This is a genomic window from Variovorax sp. MSC1_012, assembly GCF_023667525.1.
GTDB lineage: Bacteria > Pseudomonadota > Gammaproteobacteria > Burkholderiales > Burkholderiaceae_C > Variovorax > Variovorax beijingensis_B.
Window position 1 is genome coordinate 81,484 of the sequence record NZ_CM174443.1, and the last position, 19,836, is coordinate 101,319.

A 19,836-nucleotide genomic window follows, 5' to 3' on the forward strand; every position below is an offset into this window, starting at 1 on the left:
TCTCCCTGCGGGCGTCGGTGGCCGGGCATCCTTGAATGAAGAAAAACGTGAAAAGCGGGTGGGTTTCAGTCCGCCGAGGGCACCAGCACGGTCGGTGCGGTCGGCTCGGCGAGCGAGGGATAGTCGCGGCTGAAATGCAGGCCGCGGCTTTCGTGGCGGGCCTGCGCGGAGCGCACGATCAGCTCGGCCACCTGCACCAGGTTGCGCAGTTCGAGCAGGTCGCGCGTGACGTGGAAGTTCGCGTAGAACTCCTGGATTTCGGCCTGCAGCAGTGCGATGCGGTGGCTCGCGCGCTCCAGGCGCTTGTTCGTGCGCACGATGCCGACGTAGTCCCACATGAAGCGGCGCAGCTCGTCCCAGTTGTGGGAGATGACCACGGCCTCGTCGGCATCGGTGACCCGGCTTTCGTCCCAGGCCGGCAGCTCGATGCGCTCGCGCGCCGGTGCCGTGGCAATGGCGGCGGCCGCGGCGCGCGCGAACACCATGCATTCGACCAGCGAATTGCTCGCGAGGCGGTTGGCGCCATGTAGCCCGGTGCAGGCGGTCTCGCCGATGGCGTAGAGGCCGGGCAGGTCGGTGCGTCCGGCCAGATCGCTCAGCACGCCGCCGCAGGTGTAGTGCGCGGCCGGCACCACGGGAATGGGCTCGCGTGTGATGTCGATGCCCAGCTCGGCGCAGCGCGCGAGGATGTTGGGGAAGTGTTCCTGGAGAAACGCCGGCGGCTGGTGCGAGATGTCCAGATACACGCAGTCCAGCCCGTGCTTCTTCATCTCGAAGTCGATGGCGCGCGCCACTACGTCGCGCGGCGCGAGTTCGGCGCGCTCGTCGTGCCTGGGCATGAAGCGCGTTCCATCGGGCAACTTGAGCAGCCCGCCTTCGCCGCGCACCGCCTCGCTGATCAGGAAGGACTTGGCATGCGGGTGGTAGAGGCAGGTCGGGTGGAACTGGATGAATTCCATGTTCGACACCCGGCAGCCCGCGCGCCAGGCTGCGGCAATGCCGTCGCCGGTGGCGGTGTCGGGGTTGGTGGTGTAGAGATACACCTTGCCCGCGCCGCCGGTGGCCAGGATGGTGTGCGGCGCACGGAAGGTCAGCACTTCGTCGGTTTCGTCGTCGAGCGCATAGAGGCCCACGCAGGCGGGGTCCTTCAGGCCCAGCTTGTCACCGGTGACGAGGTCGACCAGCGTGTGGTGCTCGAAGAGCGAGATGCTGGGCGTGCGGCGCACCTGCTCGATCAGCGTCCGCTGCACGGCCGCGCCGGTGGCGTCGGTCACGTGCACGATGCGGCGCTGGCTGTGGCCGCCTTCGCGCGTCAGGTGCAGGCCGCCGCCTTCCTCCGAGAACGGCACGCCGAGTTCGCGCAGCCAGCCGATGGCCTGCGGCGCACCCTCGACGACGAAGCGCGTGGCCTCGGGGTCGCAGAGGCCGGCGCCGGCAATCAGCGTGTCTTCCACATGGGCGTTGAAGCTGTCGCCCGCGGCCAGCACGGCCGCGATGCCGCCCTGCGCCCAGGCGCTGGAACCGTCGTTCAGCGCGCGCTTGGTCAACACGGCCACGCGGTGCGTGGGCGCCAGGTGCAGCGCGGCGGAGAGGCCTGCGAGGCCGCTGCCGACGATGAGGACGTCGAAGTCGTGCACGGCGGAATTCTTGAAAGTAGGGGAGAGGCTCAGGCTGGCGAGTACGCCAGCCGCACGTAGATCGGCGCGAAGGCTTCGGCCTGCGTGATGTCGATCAGCGTTTCCTTCGCGAGTTCGAGCATCGCGATGAAGGTGACGATCAGCACCGGCGCGCCGCGCGTCACGTCGAACAGCTTCTCGAACTCGACGAAGCGCTGCCCCTGCAGGTGGCGCAGCACGATGCTCATGTGCTCGCGCACGTTGAGCTCCTCGCGCGAGATCTTGTGGTGCTGCACGAGCTTGGCGCGCTTCATGATGTCGGCCCAGGCGTCGCGCAGCTCGATCACGTTCACGTCGGGAAAGCGCGGCTTGAGCGACTGCTCGATGTAGACCTGTCCCTTCCAGAAGTCGCGCCCGTAGGTCGGCAGCGCGCTGATGGCGGCGGCCTGCAGCTTGGTCTGCTCGTACTCGAGCAGGCGGCGCACGAGCTCGGCGCGCGGGTCTTCGGCCTCTTCGCCGTCGGCCACCTTCTTGGGCGGCAGCAGCATGCGCGACTTGATCTCGATCAGCATCGCGGCCATCAGCAGGTATTCGGCCGCGAGCTCCAGGTTGGTCTGGCGGATCTCGTCGACGTAGCTCAGGTACTGCCGCGTGAGCCCCGCCATCGGGATGTCGAGGATGTTGAAGTTCTGCTTCCTGATCAGGTAGAGCAGCAAATCGAGCGGGCCCTCGAAGGCCTCGAGAAAGACCTGCAGCGCCTCCGGCGGGATGTACAGGTCCTTCGGCATCGCGAACAACGGCTCGCCATAGAGCCTGGCGAGCGCGACCTGGTCGACCACTTCGGGCATGCTGGCCACGAGCGTGTCGCTGTCCTCGTTGTCCTTCATCGGGTGCTTGCTATCATTTCAATAGCTGCGCACGACGGCGGCAAACGATGGATGCCGGCTGGGCACCATTACTTCACTTGGGTCTGGTAGACGTACGGCTGCTGCGGCACGCGGGCTTCGCTGTACTCCTCGAGCAGGCCGCGGTCGAGGTGCTTGTCCCAGAGCAGGGCGCGGCCGGCACGCTGTTCGGCTTCCAGCGTCGGCTTCTTGGCTTTCATCTCCTCGATGAAGTTGGTGATCTCGGAGGTGTAGTGGGGGCGGCGGAAGATGGACATAGACTGGACCTTTGTGGCGCGAATTTTACCGGGGATGGAATGAAGCAGCGAAAACAGTGGCGGATCGGCATGGCGGCGGCACTGCTGGCGGGTGTGGTCGGGCTTGCGGGCTGCGACAACCAGCGCATCAGCGAACTGGAGGAGGGCGTCTCCACCGAAGCCGATGTGCGCGCCAGGTTCGGCCAGCCCGAGAACATCTGGGACGCACCGAACGGCCGCGTGTTCGAGTACAACCGCCAGCCGCAGGGCCAGAAGAACTACATGATCACCATCGGCGCCGACGGCAAGATGAGCGCGCTGCGCCAGGTGCTGACGCCCGAGAACTTCGCCAGGGTGCAGCCGGGCATGATGATGGAAGACTTGCGCAAGATGCTCGGCAAGCCCGCGAAGATCACGCCCTATGCGCTCAAGCGCGAAACCGAGTGGGAGTGGCGCTGGGTCCAGCCGCCGAATTCGCCCATGGTGTTCACCGCCACGCTGAACGACGACCAGCGCGTGGTGCGCAGCGGCTCTTCGCCCGATCGGAGCACCGAGGCGAACTCCGGCTCCTAGTCCGCCGCGTGCGGCTGGCCGCTCGTCAGCTCGTCGGCAAACCCCGAACGCACGATCACCTCGAGCGGCTGCGGCTGCAGCGACTCCACCCGCAGCAGCCCCCCGCGCGCCAGCACCGCGCGGTGCAGCTGGCGCAGCGCATCGACGCCCGTGGCGTCCAGGTAGATGAGGTGCGTGGCGTCGAGCACCACTGTCATGCCGCGCGGTGCGCTTTCGGCTGCGTTGACGGCCTCGTCCAGCTTGGCTGCCGCCCCGAAGAACAGCGCCCCATAGAGCCGGTAGGTGAGCACCGGCGGCTGCATCGTGACCAGCTCGACGCTGAACAGCCCGCTCATGCGCCGGATGAAGAGCGCACAGGCCAGCACGATGCCCACCTGCACCGCCACCGTCAGGTCGAACACCACCGTGAGAAAGAAGGTGCCGAGCATCAGCAGCCGGTAGTGGCGGCTGAAGTGGCGCAGCTGCCCCGGCGTGAACTCGCGCCATTCGCCCATGTTCAGGCCCACGAAAACCAGGATGCCCGCCAGCACCGCGAGCGGCACGTGGCGCGCGAGCGGCGCGGCCAGCAGCACCACCACCATCAGCGTGAGCGCATGCACGATGCCCGCGATCGGCGAACTGCCGCCCGAGCGGATATTGGTCACGGTGCGCGCGATGGTGCCGGTGGCCGGCATGCCGCCGAAGAAGGGCGTCACCACGTTGGCGATGCCTTGCGCCATCAGCTCCTGGTTCGGATCGTGGCGCGGCTGGCCGCTGAGCTGGTCGGACACGCGAGCGCACAGCAGCGACTCGATCGCGCCGAGCAGCGCGATGGTCAGCGTCGGCGTGACCAGCTGCTTGACCGTTTCCCATGAAAAGTCGGGCAGCGCAAAGCCCGGCAGGCCTTCGGGAATGCCACCGAAGCGCGTGCCGATGGTTTCCACCGGCAGCTCGAAGCCCCATGACACCAGCGTGAGCGTGACCAGCGCCACGATCGGCCCCGGCATGCGCGCGCCCACCTGCACCGCGCGCGTGCGCGCCATGCGCCCGGCCAGGCGCTGCACCGCATGGCCCACCTTCGATTCGTCGCTCAGCAGCAGCGGCCAGATCACCAGGCCGCCCAGGCATGCCAGCCCGAGCGCAAAGGCATAGGGATTGAAGGTGCCGATCTGCAGCGCCATGGCATGCAGTTGCGAGAACACGTCCGCCGGCATCTTGGCGACCGTAAGCCCGAGCAGGTCCTTGAGCTGCGACAGCAGGATGAGCACCGCGATGCCGTTGGTGAACCCGACCACGATCGACAGCGGCACGAAGCGCACCAGCCGGCCGAGCCCGAACAGCCCCGCCGCGAACAGCAGCACGCCGGCGCAGGCGGTGGAAATCAGCAGGTTGGCCACGCCATAGCGTTCGACGATGCCGTAGACGATCACGATGAACGCGCCGGCCGGCCCGCCGATCTGCACCGCCGAGCCACCCAGCAGCGAGATCAGGAAGCCCGCGATGATCGCCGTCCAGATGCCGGCCTCGGGCTTGAGCCCGGAGGCGATGGCAAAGGCCATGGCCAGCGGCAGCGCCACGATGCCCACCGTGGCGCCGGCTCCCAGGTCCTTGAAGAAGCGCTCCCGGCTGTAGCTCGCCATGGCGTCCAGCAGGCGCGGGCGGAAGCGGGTGATGTTCAGCGGTGACTGCATGTGGCACCCATTGTGACCCGCGCGCTGCGCGCGCAGGAAGGCTTGCGGGCAGCGCCGAGGCGCCGCCGGCTCAGTCGCTGTCGGGAATCACCGCGTCGGCGGCCGCGCCCACGGCCTTGCCGGTGATGCGCGCGGTGCCGATGGCGGCATCGGCCGCGAGGCCGACCGCACCGGCGCCCACGCCCACGGCGGTGCTGGCGACGGTGACCACGGCGCAGCCGCCCAGCAGCAGGGCGCCGGCGAGGCCGAGGGCCGCGGGAACGAAAGGTCGGAAGCGGGGGCGAGGGCTTTGCATGCGCGGATTTTGCACCCGTGCGCTCACTGCCGCGCCAACCCCGCCAGGATGGCCTCGCGGTCCTGGTCCAGCCGCGGCGGCTGCCTGGCCACCTGCGTGCGGTGTGCGCCCACGTGCACCGGATTGCCCGCCACCGTGAGCGGCCGGCCGCCCTGCGTGCGGACCTGCACCAGCATCTCGCGCGCCTGCACCTGCGGGTCGTTCACCACCGCGGCCACGTCGTTGTAGCCGCCCGTGGGAATGTTGTGCTGCATCAGCAGCGCCTGCCAGTGCGCGCAGGGCGCCGCGGCCAGGCGCTGCTCCAGCAACTGCTTCAGCGCCTCGTGGTGCCGGCAGCGCTCGGGGTTGGTGGCAAAGCGCGCATCCGCGGGCAGCGCCGGCAGTTCGAGCGCCGCGCACAGGCGCTGGAACAGCGCATCGTTGCCCGCCGCGATCACGAACCAGCCGTCGGCCGCGCGGAACACGTCGAACGGCGTGATCGACGGATGCCGCGAGCCGATCGGCCCTGGCGCGCGCCCATCCGCTTCCATGCGCGAAATCGCGTTCTCCAGCAGCGCGACCTGGCAGTCGAGCATCGCCACGTCCACGCGGTCGCCCAGGCCGGTGCGCCCGCGCTGCAACAGCGCGGCCTGCGTGCCGATGGCCGCGTACAGGCCGGCGCCCAGGTCGCCGATCGACACCCCCACGCGCGTCGGCGGCGCGCCCGGGTGGCCGGTCAGGCTCATGATGCCGCCCATCGCCTGCACCACCATGTCGTAGGCGGGGCGCCGGCTGTAGGGGCCGGTCTGGCCGAAGCCCGAGACCGAGGTGAACACCAGCCGTGGAAAGCGCGCATGCAGCGCGGGCCAGTCGTAGCCGAGCTTCTCCATCGTGCCGGGCCGGAAGTTCTCGACCAGCACGTCGGCCGTGGCCAGCAGCTGCTCGAAGACGGCGCGGTCGGCCGGCGCCTTCAGGTCCAGCGCGATCGATTCCTTGTTGCGGTTGACCGACATGAAGTAGGCCGAGTCGCCGTCGACGAAGGGGCCGATCTGCCGCGCGTCGTCGCCCAGGCCCGGTTGCTCCACCTTGATCACGCGCGCGCCCAGGTCGGCGAGCAGCAGCGTGCAATAGGGCCCCGCAAGCACGCGCGTCAGGTCGATGACGGTGAAGCCCTGCAGCGGGCCGCCTGGCGATCCTTGCGGTGCGGCCGGCGTCATTCGACGGTCGCGCCGGAGCGCTCGGTGAGTTCCTTCGATTTTGCGCCCTCGGCCAGCGCCCAAGTGCGGAACTCGGCCAGCGACTTCGAGGGCGCTGCCTCGTTGCCCGATTTCTCGAGCCGCGCCTTCACCTCGGGATCGGTGAGCGCCGCCACGCTGGCGTCGAACAGCTTCTGCGCCAACTCGGGCGGCAGGCCGGCCGGTGCGAACAGGCCGAACCAGAAGGTGAAGTCGTAGCCCTTCACGCCGGCCTCGGCGACGCTCGGCACGTCGGGAAAGAGCGGTGAGCGCTGGCCCGAGGTGACGGCCAGCACGCGCAGCTTCTGGCCCTGCGCCATCGGCAGCACCGAGGGCGGCGTGCCGAAGGTCAGCTGCACGTCGCCGGCGGCCACGGCCTGGATCGACGGCGCACCGCCCTTGTACGGCACGTGCAGCATGGTCACGCCGGCGGCCTTCTCGAACGACAGGCCCGCCAGGTGCGTCACCACGCCGGTGCCCGACGACGAATAGGCCAGCTTGCCCGGGCTGTGCCGTGCCTGGGCGATGAGCGCCTGCACGTTCTGCGCACTCACGTCCTTGTTGACCGCGAGCAGCATCGGCGCGGAGCTCCAGCGCGAGATGGGGACGAAGCTCCTGGCGCCGTCGTACTTCACGGCCTTGTAGAGCAGCTTGTCGCTGCCGTAGAGATTGCCGCTGCCCAGCAGCAGCGTGTAGCCGTCGGGCACCGCGCGCGCGACTTGGTCCGACGCGATGGTGGTGCCCGCGCCGGGCTTGTTGTCGATGACGATCGGCTGCCCGAGGATCTTGGCCAGCTTGTCGCTCACGATGCGCGCCACCGCGTCGGCGCCGCCGCCGGCGGGGAAACCCACCACCAGCGTGATCGGGCGCGAGGGGTAGCTGTCCGCGAGCGCGCCGGCCGAGGCGAGCCATGCCACGGCCGCGAGCGAAACGGCCCGGATTTCTTTTTTCATGCGTTGTCTCCTGTGTCTTGTCGGGGCGCCGGGGAGGGCCGCGCTCAGCGGCCCTTGAAGACTGGCGGGCGCTTCTCGCGCCAGGCGCGGCCGCCCTCGGCCAGGTCTTCGGATGCGACGGTGCGCTGCACCTCGCGCTGGATCGAGGCGGCATCGGCCGTGCCGCGCGCGATCTGGTTCAGGTGCTTCTTCATGCCCAGGAGCGCGAGCGGTGCCATGCCGGCGAGCGTGGTGCGCAGGCGCAGCACTTCGGCGTCGAGCGCTGCCGCGTCGTCGACCAGTTGCGTGAGGAATCCGCATTCGCGCATCGCGCTGCCGTCGAGCTTCTCGGCCGTCAGGAAGAGCCGCTTGGCCGTGTCCAGCCCGAGCCGCGAGACATAGCGCTCCATGCCGCTCTGGTAGTAGTGGAGGCCGAGCCGGGCCGCGGGCATGAACATTTCGGCAGCGCGCACGCCCACGCGGAAGTCGCAGGCCAGCACCAGGTCGGTGGCGCCGCCAAACACGCCGCCATGCACCGCCGCAATCGTGACGGCGCGGCAGTTTTCCAGCGCATCGACCATCTCGCCGAAGCTGCGGCCCTCGGTCTGGCTGCTGGCGGCGACCTCTGATATATCGTAGCCGCTGCAGAAGTACTTGCCCTCCGAGCGGACCACCAGCACCAGCACGCCGGGCGAGCCGTTCACCGTCTCCAGGTGGCCGACGATGGCCGGCAGGTCTTCCGGCGTCAGCTTGTTGGCGGCCTGCGGACGGCGAAGCGTGAGGTAGGCGACGTGGCCGTCGATTTGGAGGGTGGGAAGCATTGATGTACCAAAGAGATCAATTGATATATCTACAAGGTTAGCTAATATCCACGCACCCATGCAACCCGCGAAAACCCTCGACGCCAGCAGCCTGCAGGACCAGATCCGCGGCCGGCTTGAAAAAGACATCCTGGACGGCACGCTGTCGCCCGGCATGCCGATCGACGAAAAGGCGCTGGCCGCGAGCTTCAACATCTCGCGCACGCCGGTACGCGAGGCCTTGCTGCTGCTGAGCGCGCGCGGGCTGGTCGACATCGTTCCGCGCACCGGCATCTACGTGCGCCAGCTGCGCGCCAACGAACTCGTCGCCATGATGGAAGCGCTTGGCGAACTCGAAGGGGTGCTGGCGCGGCTGGCGGCGCTGCGCATCGGGCCGGCGCTGCGCATCGAACTGCAGCGCGCGCTCGAAGGCACGGCCGCCCGTGCGCAGGCAGACGACGCGGAGGGCTACCAGCTCGCCAATGCCGCGCTGCACGACGTGATCTACCGCGCGAGCGGCAACCCGTTCATCGTCGAGCAGGCGCAGACCGTGCGCCTGCGCATCGCGGCCTACCGCGGGCGGATGTTCGAGAAGCCCGGACGCCTGGCCGCATCGCAGCGCGAGCACGAGCGGGTGGTGGAGTGGATCCTGAAGGGCCACGCGGACAACGCCGCGGAGGCGATGCGCGACCACATCTCGGTGGGCGGCAAGGTGTTTGCCGACCTGGTGTTGGTCAACAAGCTCGGCTAGCGAACCAGCCTCAGCCTTTGTTTCTCAGCGAACGCGCATGCCCGGCGTCGCGCCCGGCCAGGGCTCGAGCACGTGGATGCCGGGGTTGGCCTTTTCGTCGCCATGGCTCGCGGCCAGCACCATGCCTTCGCTGAGGCCGAACTTCATCTTGCGCGGCGCCAGGTTGGCGACCAGCACCGTGAGCTTGCCCACGAGCTGCTCGGGCTGGTAGGCCGAGGCGATGCCGCTGAACACGTTGCGGGTCTTTCCCTCGCCCGCGTCGAGCGTGAGGCGCAGCAGCTTGGTCGAGCCTTCGACCTTCTCGCAGGCGACGATCTTTGCGATGCGCAGGTCGATCTTCGCGAAGTCGTCGATGGTGATGGCGGGCGCGATGGCTTCGCCGCCCGGCAGCGCATCGGTCGCCGTTTCCACGGCGGGCGCGGGCGCGGGCTCGGCGGGTTCGAACAGCTTGTCGACGATCTTGGCATCGGCGCGCTGCATCAGGTGCTTGTATTCGCCGATCGCGTGGCCGGCCGGCAGCGACTGCGCGGCGTCGGCCCAGGCGAGCGGCTCGATCCTGAGGAAGGCCTCGACATTGGTGGCGAGCGCCGGCAGCACCGGCTTCAGGTACAGCGTGAGCAGGCGGAAGGCCTCGATGCATACGGTGCACACGTCGTGCAGCCGCGCTTCCTGGCCTTCCTTCTTGGCCAGTTCCCAGGGCTTGTTCTGGTCGACGAACTCGTTCACCTTGTCGGCCAGCGCCATCACCTCGCGCAGCGCGCGGGCGTAGTCGCGGCCGTCGTAGAGCGAATGCAGCTGCGGCGCCGCATCGCGCAGCGCGAACAGCAGTGCGTCGCCATCGGCCGACACCTCGCCCAGCTTGCCGCCGAAGCGCTTGCCGATGAAGCCCGCCGCGCGGCTCGCGATGTTGATGTACTTGCCCACGAGGTCGCTGTTGACGCGCGCCACGAAGTCCTCGGGGTTGAAGTCGATGTCCTCGTTGCGGCCGTTGAGCTTGGCCGCGATGTAGTAGCGCAGCCATTCGGGATCCAGGCCGATCGACAGGTACCGGAGCGGGTCGATGCCGGTGCCGCGGCTCTTGCTCATCTTCTCGCCGCTGACCGTGAGGTGGCCGTGCACGTACACCGCATCGGGCGCCTTGCGGCCGCTGAAGTGCAGCATCGCGGGCCAGAAGAGGGTGTGGAAGGTGATGATGTCCTTGCCGATGAAGTGCACCTGTTCCAGGTCGGGGTCGGCCATGTACTCGGTGTACGAGATGCCGTCGCCGCCGAGCTCGATGCAGCGCTTGTCGAGCAGGTTCTTCAGCGATGCCAGGTAGCCCACGGGCGCATCGAGCCACACGTAGAAGTACTTGCCCGGCGCATCGGGAATCTCGATGCCGAAGTAGGGCGCGTCGCGGCTGATGTCCCAGTCGCCGAGGCCGCCCTTGCCTTCGTCGTCCTTGTAGAGCCATTCGCGGATCTTGTTCTGTACCTCGGACTGCACGTGGCCGGGCGCGGCGGTCCATTCCTTCAGGTAGGCCTCGCAGCGCGGGTCCGAGAGCTTGAAGAAGAAGTGGTCGGAACTGCGCAGCTCGGGCTTGGCGCCCGACAGCGCCGAGTAGGGGTTGATCAACTCGGTGGGCGCGTACACGGCGCCGCACACCTCGCAGTTGTCGCCGTACTGGTCCTTCGAATGGCAGTTGGGGCATTCGCCCTTGATGAAGCGGTCGGCCAGGAACATGCCCTTGGCGGGGTCGTAGAACTGCTCGACGCTCTTGGTTTCGATCAGGCCGTTGGCGCGCAGGTCGCGGTAGATGTCCTGCGCGAGCTGGTGGTTCTCGGGCGCGTCGGTCGAGTGCCAGTTGTCGAACGATATGTAGTAGCCGTCGAGATATGGCTTGCGGCCCGCGGCGATCTCGGCCACGAAGGCTTGTGGCGTCACGCCGGCCTTGTCGGCCGCGATGGTGATGGCCGCGCCGTGCGCGTCGTCGGCGCAGACGAAGTTGACCTCGGCGCCATTCATTCGCTGGTTCCGCACCCAGATGTCGGCCTGGATGTATTCCATCATGTGGCCGATATGGAACTTGCCGTTGGCATACGGCAGGGCGGTGGTGACGAAGAGCTTGCGCGGGGCGGACATCGGGGAGGGCGCTTTCGGGGAGTGGCGGACTTGCGGGAACCGGGCATTTTAGGTGGCAGCACCGCACCATGCCGAATGCCGGCGATCCGGGCGCCTGCATCGGCGGTTTTGCCGCGCCGGGCGGACCAGTGACCCGCAAGGCGCCGGGGTGTCTCCGGCGCGACGTATGCTCCATGCCGCGCGTTTCGCGAACGCTCTCTGCTGATAGGGCGAAGAGATATACAAGATGGATATACAGAAAGCGAGTTTCCGATGACCACCCCCATTCCCGCAACCCTGATTCCCGGCGATGGCATCGGCCCCGAGATCGTCGACGCCACCCTGGCCGCGCTCGATGCGCTGAAGGCGCCCTTCGAGTGGGACCGCCAGATCGCCGGCCTTGGCGGCGTGCAGGCCTCGGGCGATCCGCTGCCGCAGGCCACGCTGGACAGCATCCGCCGCACCCGCCTGGCCCTCAAGGGCCCGCTCGAGACGCCCTCGGGCGGCGGCTACCGCTCGTCGAACGTGCGGCTGCGCGAGGAGTTCCAGCTCTACGCCAACCTGCGCCCCGCGCGCACCATCATTCCGGGCGGCCGCTTCGACAAGATCGACCTGATGGTCGTGCGCGAGAACCTCGAAGGCCTGTACATCGGCCACGAGCACTATGTGCGCATCGACGGCGATCCGCATGCCGTCGGCATGGCCACCGGCATCAACACGCGCCAGGGGTGCCTGCGCCTGCTCGAATACGCCTTCGAGACCGCCATTGCCGCCGGCCGCAAGAAGGTCACGCTGGTGCACAAGGCCAACATCATGAAGGTGCTGACAGGCCTGTTCCTGGAGACGGGCCTGCGGCTCTACGAAGAAAAGTACAAGGGCAAGTTCGAGCTCGACACCATCATCGTCGACGCCTGCGCGATGAAGCTGGTGCTCAATCCGTGGCAGTTCGACATGCTGGTGACGACCAACCTGTTCGGCGACATCCTGTCCGACCTGGTGGCAGGCCTGGTGGGCGGCCTGGGCATGGCGCCCGGCGCCAACATCGGCGCCGATGCGGCGATCTTCGAGGCCGTGCACGGCTCGGCGCCCGACATCGCCGGCAAGGGCATCGCCAACCCCACGGCACTGCTGCTGGCCGCCGCGCTGATGCTCGAGCACGTCGGGCTGCCCGAGATGGCCACGCGCCTGCGCAAGGCCATCGACGACACGCTCAACCTCGACAAGGTGCGCACCGGCGACCTCGGCGGCAGCGCTGGCACGGCGGCGTTCACCAAGGCGCTGGTCAGCCGCATCCAGAACGGCTGATGCAGGTGCGCCGCGGCTGCGGGGTTCGATGAGAAAACTGCTGCTCCTGCTGGCCCTGTGCGTGGCCGGCGCGGCCAGCCTGGCCTCCGCGGCAGCCGCCGAACCGCGCTATACCGTCGTGAAGATCGATCTGCGCCGGGAACGGCTCGAACTGTTCCTGCGCGACGACACGGGCATCGAGTTCAAGCGCCTCGACCGCCTCGAAGCCTGGCTCGCCGCGCGCAACCGGCAACTCGTGTTCGCGATGAACGCCGGCATGTACCACGCCGATTTTTCCCCCGTCGGCCTGCTGGTGCAGGAGGGGCAGGAGGTGGCGCCGCTCAACCTGGCGGCCGGCACGGGCAACTTCTTCCTCAGGCCGAACGGCGTGTTCCTGGTGTCGGACGAGGGGCGGCCGCGCGTGGTCGAGTCGTCGGAGTACCCGGCGCTGTCCAGGGGCGTCCGGCTGGCGACCCAGTCGGGCCCGCTGCTGCTGCGCCGCGGCGTGGTGCATCCCGCCTTCATTCCGGATTCCGATTCGCGCAAGATCCGCAACGGCGTGGGCGTATCGGGCCACACGGCAATCTTCGTGATCAGCGAGCAGCCGGTGAACTTTTACGAGTTCGCGCTCTACTTTCGTGACGTGCTGCGTTGCCGCGACGCGCTCTATCTCGACGGCACCGTCTCCGCGCTGCATTCGCTCGCGCTGCGGCGCAGCGACTTCACCAGGGAGCTGGGACCGATACTCGGCGTGGCGGTGCCGTGAACAAGCGGCCCTTCCGCCAGCGTTTTCATTCAGGATTCCTTCCGCAATGACCCAGGCCCTTCCCATTCTTTCGCTCGTCGAAACCCGCGTGCTCGGCGTGCTGGCCGAGAAGCAGCGCACCGTGCCCGACAGCTATCCGCTGACGCTCAATTCGCTGGTGTCCGGCTGCAACCAGAAGACCAGCCGCAATCCGGTGCTCGAACTGAGCGAGGCCCAGGTACAGGCCGCCATCGACAGCTTGAAGGGCTACAGCCTGGTGGCCGAAACCAGCGGCGGCCGGGCGTTCCGCTACGAGCACAACATCGACCGCGTGCTGCGCATTCCGTCGCAGTCGGTGATCCTGCTCACGGTGCTGATGCTGCGCGGCCCGCAAACGGCGGGCGAACTGCGCATCGCCTGCGACCGCATGCACAACTTCGCGGACATCTCGTCGGTCGAGGGTTTTCTCGACGAGCTCGCCGAGCGCCCGGCCGGCGCGCTGGTGGTCAAGCTCGCGCGCCTGCCGGGTGCGCGCGAAAGCCGCTGGGCGCACCTGTTGAGCGGCGCGCCGGCGGAAGAGCTGGCCGGGCCGGGCGGCGCATCGTCCGAGGGGGCGCATGCATCGCACGATGCATCGCTCGGCGAGGTGGCCGCGCTCAAGGCCAACGTGGCGCGGCTCGAGGCCGAACTCGCGTCGCTGAAGGCGCTGGTGGGGCGGGTGTGCTCGGAGCTCGGGATTTCCGAGGCGGGGTAGCGGGTAGATGGCGATCTACTTTTCATGAAGTACACCTGTCCGAGCTGCCGCAAGCCGGGAATCGACGGCATGGCCAAGCGCTGGTCCAGCCGCGGCGCCCCCGCCACCTGCGAAGCCTGCGGCGGTTTCAGCCATGTGCTGGCAAGCACTTCGAGCGGCATCTGGGCGGTGGGCGTGGTGATCGTCGTGGTGTCGCTGATCGGTGCGCTCGGCCTGCATTCCTTTTTGCTTTTCTTCAGCGGGCTGGTGCTTGCCATTGCTTGCAACCTACGGGCCTGGAAGCGTGCGAAGCTGGTGCCGATCTCGAAGGAGAGCGCGACCCGCGCAGCAAAGGCGAACTGGTTCGTCGCGGGCATCTTCGTGCTCTTCGGACTCAACTAGCAGCCCATGACTGAGCATTCGGATCTTTCGGCGAACGATGCACGCGCGCATGCCTTCATCCGCGACGGCTTCCTGCGCATCGACAACGCCTTTTCGCGCGAACTCGCGGCCGAGGCCCGCGCGATCCTGTGGCGAGACACCGGATGCGATCCGGACGATCCGTCGACGTGGACAAAGCCCGTCATCCGGCTCGGCATGTACCCGCAGCGGCCCTTCGCAGAGGCGGCGAACACGCCGCTTCTGCACAGCGCCTTCGACCTGCTCGTCGGCCCAGGGCGGTGGCAGCCGTGCTTCAGCATGGGCACCTTCCCCGTGCGCTTTCCCTCGGCCGAAAATCCGGGAGACACCGGCTGGCACATCGACGTGAGCTTCGGGCTGGAGAACCCTGACTTCATGACCTGGCGGGCGAACATCCACTCGAAGGGGCGTGCCTTGCTGATGCTCTTTCTTTTCTCGGACGTGGCCGACGACGATGCACCCACGCGCATCCGCGCCGGCTCGCATGCCGACATCGCCCGCATGCTGGCGCCGGCGGGCGAGGAAGGCCTGTCGCTGGGGGAACTGGCGCGCAATGGTTTTGCCGAATCCGCCGGGCGGCCCGAGGTGCTGGCAACAGGCGCGGCGGGCACCGTGTACCTGTGCCATCCGTTCCTCGTGCATTCGGCGCAGCCGCACCGCGGCACGCATCCGCGCTTCATGGCGCAGCCGCCGCTGCTGCCGGCGCAGCCTTTCACGCTCGAGTCGCCGGTGCGCTACCCGGTGGAAGAGGCGATATGGCGGGCGCTGAATGGCTGAACGCGCCCGGTCAGGCCGGCACGACCGGCGCATCGCCCGGATTCGCTGGCGCGGGCTGCGCCTTGCGGGCCAGCTGCAGCAGTTCGTCCACCTCCCAGTGATCGTCGGCATGCGCACCGTACTTGCAGGCCGCGATGCGCCCGTGCGCGTCGACGAGAAAGTCCGCCGGCAGGCCCAGGATGCCGTTCTCGGCCCGGGTGTAGAAGCGCCTGGCGGCCAGGATCCACCGCAGCCCGCTCCAGAAGACGCGGGGATGCAGGAACGCCCGTACGGAGGTCTCGACCCTGAACGCCTTGAAGTGCTTCTTGCCCGCGTCGGCGACGCAATCGAAGGGCAGCTGCGCCTGGTACTTGAGCATTTCTTCGCGCGACGAATGAAAGAAGACCACCTGGCGGATGCCCGCCGCGGCAATTTCCGCCTGGCGCCTGCCCATGGTGAGCAGGTGGAAGTTGCACACGGGGCAGCCTGCGAAACGCCGGAACTGAAGGTGCACGTAGCCCGGCACCGGGTCCGGAACACGGACGGGCTTGCCGTGGATGGTGCTTGCGGCAATGGCGGGAGCCGTGTCCCCAGGTGCGAGTTTCATGAATCCGGTTCCTTTAACGTACATCGTACGTAATTGACTATACTCGCAGCTTCGAAACTGCGTCAACATCCGCTTTCATGGGACGACCCGCCAAATTCACGCACTCGCAGCTCCAGGCCGCCGCATTGGCGCTGGTCGACAGGGAAGGACTGGCAGGCCTTTCCATGCGCGCACTGGCCGGCGAGCTCGGCACCGGCGCCATGACGCTCTACAACTATGTGTCGCAGCGCGAGGACATCGACCTGCTGGTGGTGGAGGCGGTGATCGGCGAAGCGCGCTGGCCGCTTTCCGGCTATGCGCAATGGCAGGACGAAGTCCGGGCCATTGCCACGGCGCTCTGGCAGGCGGTACGGGCGCATCCGCATGCCATCCCGTTGATCCTCACGCGCCGCAGCCGCTCGCCGGCCGTGTTCGAGGTGACCGAAGCCCTGCTGCGCGCGCTGGCTCGCAGCGGGCGCTCGGGACCGGCCCTGCTCGTTGCTTTCCGCGCGGTGTCCGGGCTGATCACGGGGCTTGCGCAATCGGAGCTGGCGGGGCCGCTGGCGCTGCAGGCCGAGGAATCGGCGGAGCTCACGATCGCGCGGTTCCGGGCCTTGCCGCCCGAGCGCTTTGCGCACCTGATCGACATTGCCAATGCGGCCGCGGGCAGCACGGCGGACGGCGAATTCCAGGCGAGCCTGGATCTGCTGCTGGCGGGGCTGTCCGCAGACCGCGGTGGCGCGCGCTGATCTGCTTCAGACAGCCGCATCCCACCCGAAGAACCGCAGCACCTCGCCCTGCTGGCGCATTGCGTCGGCCCGCCCAAGGGCCATCAGCTCGCGCGTGTAGCCAGCCTCGAACAGCAGGTAGCTCGCGAGCGCGCCGCCTTTCACATCGGCCGCAACCCTGGAGCCGCCCAGCAGGTGGCGCACCGCGCCGGGCAGCGCATCGACATGGCGCGCCGCGATCACGTCGAGGCGTTCCGACGGCGCGATCACCAGCAGGTCGAGCGGGCGCAGCGAGCTCGATGCGCGCGCTTCCTCGGGAATCAGGCCGAGCGTGTGGTTGATGCGCCGAAGCCGCTCGATGTCCACCGCCAGCGCGTCGAGAAAGATGCTCGACAGCGCATGGCCCGCGATCTGCGCCATGGTGGGATAGCCGCTGTAGGTGTTGGGCGCGTCGGCGTCGCGCGGCTCGTGCATGCGGCCGGCACCGATCACCAGGATGCGCTTGGCGCCGAGGTGGATGGCCGCCGCGATGGGCGCCGACTGGCGCATCGAGCCGTCGCCGAAGTATTCGGTGTGCCCCTGCATCGGCAGCGCGGTGGCCGGAAACACGAAGGGAATGGCCGACGAGGCCAGCAGGTGCGCGTGGCTGATGCGGTCGCGCACCGACAGCCTCTGCGAGCGCACCCATGGCTCCATCGGCACCGCGGCCTCGAAGAAGGTGACGTGCTCGCCCGAGCTGTAGCTCGAGGCGGTCACGGCCAGCGCCTGCAGGTGGCCTTCCTGCATGAGCTGCGGCAGGCGCTCGAGCGGCACCATGCGGGCCAGCAGGTCGGCCAGCGGCGCGTTGTCCAGCAGCGAGCGCGGCTTGATGCGCATCCAGTTGGCGGCAAAGCGTCCGAGCCCGAGCAGCATGCGCCAGCGCGTGCCGCTGCCGAGCACCGAGAGCGAATCGGCGCGGTAGACCTGCCCGGCGTGGAAGTCGCGCCAGACCTGTGCGATGCGCTCGACGGCTTCGTCGAAGTCGTCGGCGCCACAGGCCAGCGCAGCCGCGTTGATGGCACCGGCCGAGGTGCCCGTGATCACGTCGAAGGGATTGCGTCGGCCGGCCAGGCCCGCTGCGCGCCGGATCCCGGCAATGGCCTCGAGCACGCCGACCTGGTAGGCGGCCCGGGCGCCGCCGCCGGTGAGCAGGAGGCCGGTGGCGGGGGGTGTCTCTGGCATTTGATTGGTGTTGTTGTCCCCGGTGGGGGAAAGGCGATGCGTGCGCACCCGGGGGCGAGCCATGAGACCCACTAGACTACCCGCCATTCAGGAGTTAGATCAATGGCACTCACCCCAGAAGGCATCATGGACGCGCTCAAGGCCGTCGCAGATCCCAACACCGGCAAGAATTTCGTGGCGACCCGGTCGCTCAAGAACCTGCAGATATCGGATGGCGACGTGTCGTTCGACCTCGAGCTCGGCTACCCGGCCAAGAGCCAGCACGCGGCCATGCGCAAGGCGCTGGTGGCGGCGGCCAAGATGGCGCCGGGCGTGAGCAACGTCTCGGTCAACATCACGACCAAGGTCATCAGCCATGCGGTGCAGCGCGGCGTGCAGCTGATGCCCAACGTGAAGAACATCATCGCGGTGGCGTCCGGCAAGGGCGGCGTGGGCAAGAGCACGACGGCCGCCAACCTGGCGCTGGCGCTGGCCGCCGAAGGCGCGGCCGTCGGGCTGCTGGACGCCGACATCTACGGCCCGAGCCAGCCGATGATGCTGGGCATCGAGGGCCGGCCCGAGAGCGAGGACGGCAAGACCATGGAGCCGCTCGAGAACCACGGCGTGCAGGTGATGTCGATCGGCTTCCTGGTCGACCAGGACGAGGCCATGATCTGGCGCGGCCCCATGGCCACCCAGGCGCTGGAGCAGCTGCTGCGCCAGACCAACTGGAAAGACCTCGACTACCTGATCGTCGACATGCCGCCCGGCACCGGCGACATCCAGCTCACGCTTTCGCAGCGCGTGCCGATGACCGGCGCGGTGATCGTCACCACGCCGCAGGACATCGCGCTGCTCGATGCCAAGAAGGGCATCAAGATGTTCGAGAAGGTCGGCGTGCCGATCCTGGGCATCGTGGAAAACATGGCGGTGCACATCTGCTCCAACTGCGGCCACGTCGAGCACATCTTCGGCTCCGAGGGCGGCAAGAAGATGGCCGAGCAGTACCAGATGGAATACCTGGGCGCGCTGCCGCTGGACATCAACATCCGGCTGCAGGCCGACAGCGGCAAGCCGACCGTGGTGGCCGACCCCGACGGCGAAGTGGCCGGCATCTACAAGGCCGTCGCGCGGCAGGTGGCCGTGGGCATCGCCGAGAAGGCCAAGGACTTCTCGGCGAAGTTCCCGACCATCTCCATCAGCAAGAACACCTGATCGGCGGCGCGCCCGTGAATCTTCTCGCGTCGATGCGCTATCTCGTTGCGCTCAGCGAGCACAAGCATTTCGGACGCGCGGCGCAGGCCTGCCACATCACGCAGCCGGCGCTGTCGAACGCGCTGCGCTCGCTCGAAAGCGAGTTCGGCGTGGTCATCGTCAAGCGGGCGCGCGTGTACGTGGGGCTCACGCACGAAGGCGAGCGGGTGCTGGCCACGGCCCAGCGCATGCTGCGCGACAACGAGGTGCTGCAGCAGGAGCTGCGAAGCGAAGAGGGCCATCCGCGCGGGCGGCTGCGCATGGCGGCGGTGCCCACCGCCATTCCGATGCTGTCGCGCTTTGCCGCGATGCTGCACGAGCTGCACCCGGGCATCGTGCCGGCGGTGCTCTCGATGAGCTCGCAAGACCTGGAAACGGGGCTCGAAAGCCTCTCGGTCGATCTCGCGCTCGGCTATACCGAGCGCATGCATTTGCCGGGCATCAAGCTCACGGCCTGGCCGCAGAGCGTGGAGCACTACTTCCTGCTGCGGCGCGCGGCCAGGCCATCGGCCGACCGGCTGCGCATCGGCCAGCCGATGTCATGGGCCGAGGCCGGCAAGCTGCCGCTGTGCCTGCTCACGCCCGACATGCACAACCGCTCGATCATCGACCAGGCGCTGCGCGACGCCGGCATCGCGCTGGAGCCGGCCATCGAGACCAACTCGGTACTTACCCTTGCATTGGCCGTGCTCGCCGGCACCGTCAGCAGCGTGCTGCCGGGATCGATGGTCGCGGCCGTGCGCAGCTACCGCGAGCTGGAGGCCTTGCCGCTGGTCGCCCCCGAGGTCAAGACCCCGCTGGGCTTCATGACCCAGACCGGCGTGCGCCCCTCGCGCGCGCTCGATGCCGCGCTGGTGTTCCTGCAGACGCCGGCATGGCGTGAGCAGGTGCGGCTGCACAGCGGCGCGCTCGGCGAATAGCCTCGGTGCGGCGGCCGTCCCGGACGGCCATTTAGTTATTGAATCGATCGATGTGCCGATCGAATTTGACGCGCCCAGGGCCGCCCCACACACTCGGTCAGCCTCAAGCATTGCTGGG

21 protein-coding genes are annotated in these 19,836 nt (G+C 68.3%); 10 read left to right on the forward strand and 11 right to left on the reverse strand.

The genetic code is table 11. The features are described from left to right. Window positions 1-65: 65 nt before the first annotated feature. The 3 genes from nadB to L1081_RS00445 form a co-directional block, all read right to left on the reverse strand. Complete coding sequence (nadB, locus tag L1081_RS00435) at window positions 66-1,637, reverse strand: L-aspartate oxidase (protein ID WP_489414685.1); 1,572 nt, start codon at window positions 1,635-1,637, stop codon at window positions 66-68. 29 nt (window positions 1,638-1,666) lie between these two features. Next, complete coding sequence (locus tag L1081_RS00440) at window positions 1,667-2,503, reverse strand: segregation and condensation protein A (RefSeq protein ID WP_412511685.1); 837 nt, start codon at window positions 2,501-2,503, stop codon at window positions 1,667-1,669. Window positions 2,504-2,571: 68 nt separating this feature from the next. After that, the gene (locus L1081_RS00445; protein ID WP_489414686.1) at window positions 2,572-2,778 is read right to left on the reverse strand and encodes a DUF3460 family protein; all 207 of its coding nucleotides are present in this window, start codon (window positions 2,776-2,778) and stop codon (window positions 2,572-2,574) included. A gap of 69 nt (window positions 2,779-2,847) precedes the next feature. Between L1081_RS00445 and L1081_RS00450 the strand changes: the two genes are divergently transcribed. Further along, window positions 2,848-3,330: an outer membrane protein assembly factor BamE gene (locus tag L1081_RS00450; RefSeq protein WP_489416841.1), complete on the forward strand. Its 483-nt coding sequence runs from the start codon at window positions 2,848-2,850 to the stop codon at window positions 3,328-3,330. On the opposite strand, the gene L1081_RS00455 is transcribed toward L1081_RS00450, so the two are convergent. The 5 genes from L1081_RS00455 to L1081_RS00475 form a co-directional block, all read right to left on the reverse strand. Then, window positions 3,327-5,000 (reverse strand): SulP family inorganic anion transporter, encoded by a 1,674-nt coding sequence (locus L1081_RS00455; protein ID WP_489414687.1) that lies wholly within the window; start codon window positions 4,998-5,000, stop codon window positions 3,327-3,329. The two genes, L1081_RS00450 and L1081_RS00455, sit on opposite strands and share 4 nt — an antisense overlap. 70 nt (window positions 5,001-5,070) lie before the next feature. Beyond that, the gene (locus L1081_RS00460) at window positions 5,071-5,295 is read right to left on the reverse strand and encodes a hypothetical protein (RefSeq protein WP_489414688.1); all 225 of its coding nucleotides are present in this window, start codon (window positions 5,293-5,295) and stop codon (window positions 5,071-5,073) included. A gap of 23 nt (window positions 5,296-5,318) precedes the next feature. After that, window positions 5,319-6,491, reverse strand: a complete 1,173-nt coding sequence (locus L1081_RS00465; protein ID WP_489414689.1) for a CoA transferase — start codon at window positions 6,489-6,491, stop codon at window positions 5,319-5,321. Beyond that, complete coding sequence (locus tag L1081_RS00470; RefSeq protein ID WP_489414690.1) at window positions 6,488-7,462, reverse strand: tripartite tricarboxylate transporter substrate-binding protein; 975 nt, start codon at window positions 7,460-7,462, stop codon at window positions 6,488-6,490. Before L1081_RS00470 ends, L1081_RS00465 begins: the two co-directional genes overlap by 4 nt. A gap of 44 nt (window positions 7,463-7,506) precedes the next feature. Continuing rightward, on the reverse strand, window positions 7,507-8,262 hold the full coding sequence (locus tag L1081_RS00475) for an enoyl-CoA hydratase-related protein (protein WP_489414691.1): 756 nt from the start codon (window positions 8,260-8,262) through the stop codon (window positions 7,507-7,509). Between the two features lie 58 nt (window positions 8,263-8,320). Here L1081_RS00475 and L1081_RS00480 point away from each other — a divergent pair, with 58 nt between their 5' ends. After that, window positions 8,321-8,992 (forward strand): GntR family transcriptional regulator, encoded by a 672-nt coding sequence (locus L1081_RS00480; RefSeq protein ID WP_369663398.1) that lies wholly within the window; start codon window positions 8,321-8,323, stop codon window positions 8,990-8,992. Window positions 8,993-9,016: 24 nt separating this feature from the next. Here L1081_RS00480 and metG read toward each other — a convergent pair whose 3' ends face one another. Beyond that, entirely contained in the window at window positions 9,017-11,113 is a 2,097-nt protein-coding gene (metG, locus tag L1081_RS00485; RefSeq protein WP_489414692.1) for a methionine--tRNA ligase, read from the reverse strand. Between the two features lie 252 nt (window positions 11,114-11,365). Between metG and L1081_RS00490 the strand changes: the two genes are divergently transcribed. Genes L1081_RS00490 through L1081_RS00510 form a run of 5 tightly spaced genes read left to right on the forward strand, consistent with a single transcriptional unit; the run spans window position 11,366 to window position 15,051 of the window. Then, window positions 11,366-12,397 (forward strand): isocitrate/isopropylmalate family dehydrogenase, encoded by a 1,032-nt coding sequence (locus L1081_RS00490; RefSeq protein WP_489414693.1) that lies wholly within the window; start codon window positions 11,366-11,368, stop codon window positions 12,395-12,397. 28 nt (window positions 12,398-12,425) lie between these two features. Continuing rightward, the gene (locus tag L1081_RS00495; protein ID WP_489414694.1) at window positions 12,426-13,142 is read left to right on the forward strand and encodes a phosphodiester glycosidase family protein; all 717 of its coding nucleotides are present in this window, start codon (window positions 12,426-12,428) and stop codon (window positions 13,140-13,142) included. Window positions 13,143-13,188: 46 nt separating this feature from the next. Continuing rightward, window positions 13,189-13,875 (forward strand): DUF480 domain-containing protein, encoded by a 687-nt coding sequence (locus tag L1081_RS00500; protein ID WP_489414695.1) that lies wholly within the window; start codon window positions 13,189-13,191, stop codon window positions 13,873-13,875. A 24-nt stretch (window positions 13,876-13,899) separates the two neighbouring features. Further along, on the forward strand, window positions 13,900-14,256 hold the full coding sequence (locus tag L1081_RS00505; RefSeq protein ID WP_489414696.1) for a hypothetical protein: 357 nt from the start codon (window positions 13,900-13,902) through the stop codon (window positions 14,254-14,256). Window positions 14,257-14,262: 6 nt separating this feature from the next. Next, entirely contained in the window at window positions 14,263-15,051 is a 789-nt protein-coding gene (locus L1081_RS00510; RefSeq protein ID WP_489414697.1) for a phytanoyl-CoA dioxygenase family protein, read from the forward strand. 10 nt (window positions 15,052-15,061) lie between these two features. On the opposite strand, the gene L1081_RS00515 is transcribed toward L1081_RS00510, so the two are convergent. After that, window positions 15,062-15,637 carry a redoxin domain-containing protein gene (locus tag L1081_RS00515; protein WP_489414698.1) on the reverse strand — a complete coding sequence of 192 codons (576 nt, stop codon included), beginning with the start codon at window positions 15,635-15,637 and terminating at the stop codon, window positions 15,062-15,064. A gap of 77 nt (window positions 15,638-15,714) precedes the next feature. Between L1081_RS00515 and L1081_RS00520 the strand changes: the two genes are divergently transcribed. Next, entirely contained in the window at window positions 15,715-16,365 is a 651-nt protein-coding gene (locus tag L1081_RS00520) for a TetR/AcrR family transcriptional regulator C-terminal domain-containing protein (RefSeq protein ID WP_489414699.1), read from the forward strand. 6 nt (window positions 16,366-16,371) lie between these two features. On the opposite strand, the gene L1081_RS00525 is transcribed toward L1081_RS00520, so the two are convergent. Further along, on the reverse strand, window positions 16,372-17,565 hold the full coding sequence (locus tag L1081_RS00525) for a patatin-like phospholipase family protein (protein ID WP_489414700.1): 1,194 nt from the start codon (window positions 17,563-17,565) through the stop codon (window positions 16,372-16,374). A 102-nt stretch (window positions 17,566-17,667) separates the two neighbouring features. Here L1081_RS00525 and apbC point away from each other — a divergent pair, with 102 nt between their 5' ends. Both apbC and L1081_RS00535 read left to right on the forward strand, forming a co-directional pair. Continuing rightward, window positions 17,668-18,759, forward strand: coding sequence for an iron-sulfur cluster carrier protein ApbC (gene apbC / locus L1081_RS00530; RefSeq protein WP_489414701.1), 1,092 nt, complete (start codon window positions 17,668-17,670; stop codon window positions 18,757-18,759). A gap of 14 nt (window positions 18,760-18,773) precedes the next feature. After that, window positions 18,774-19,718, forward strand: coding sequence for a LysR substrate-binding domain-containing protein (locus L1081_RS00535; protein WP_489414702.1), 945 nt, complete (start codon window positions 18,774-18,776; stop codon window positions 19,716-19,718). Window positions 19,719-19,836: the final 118 nt, after the last annotated feature.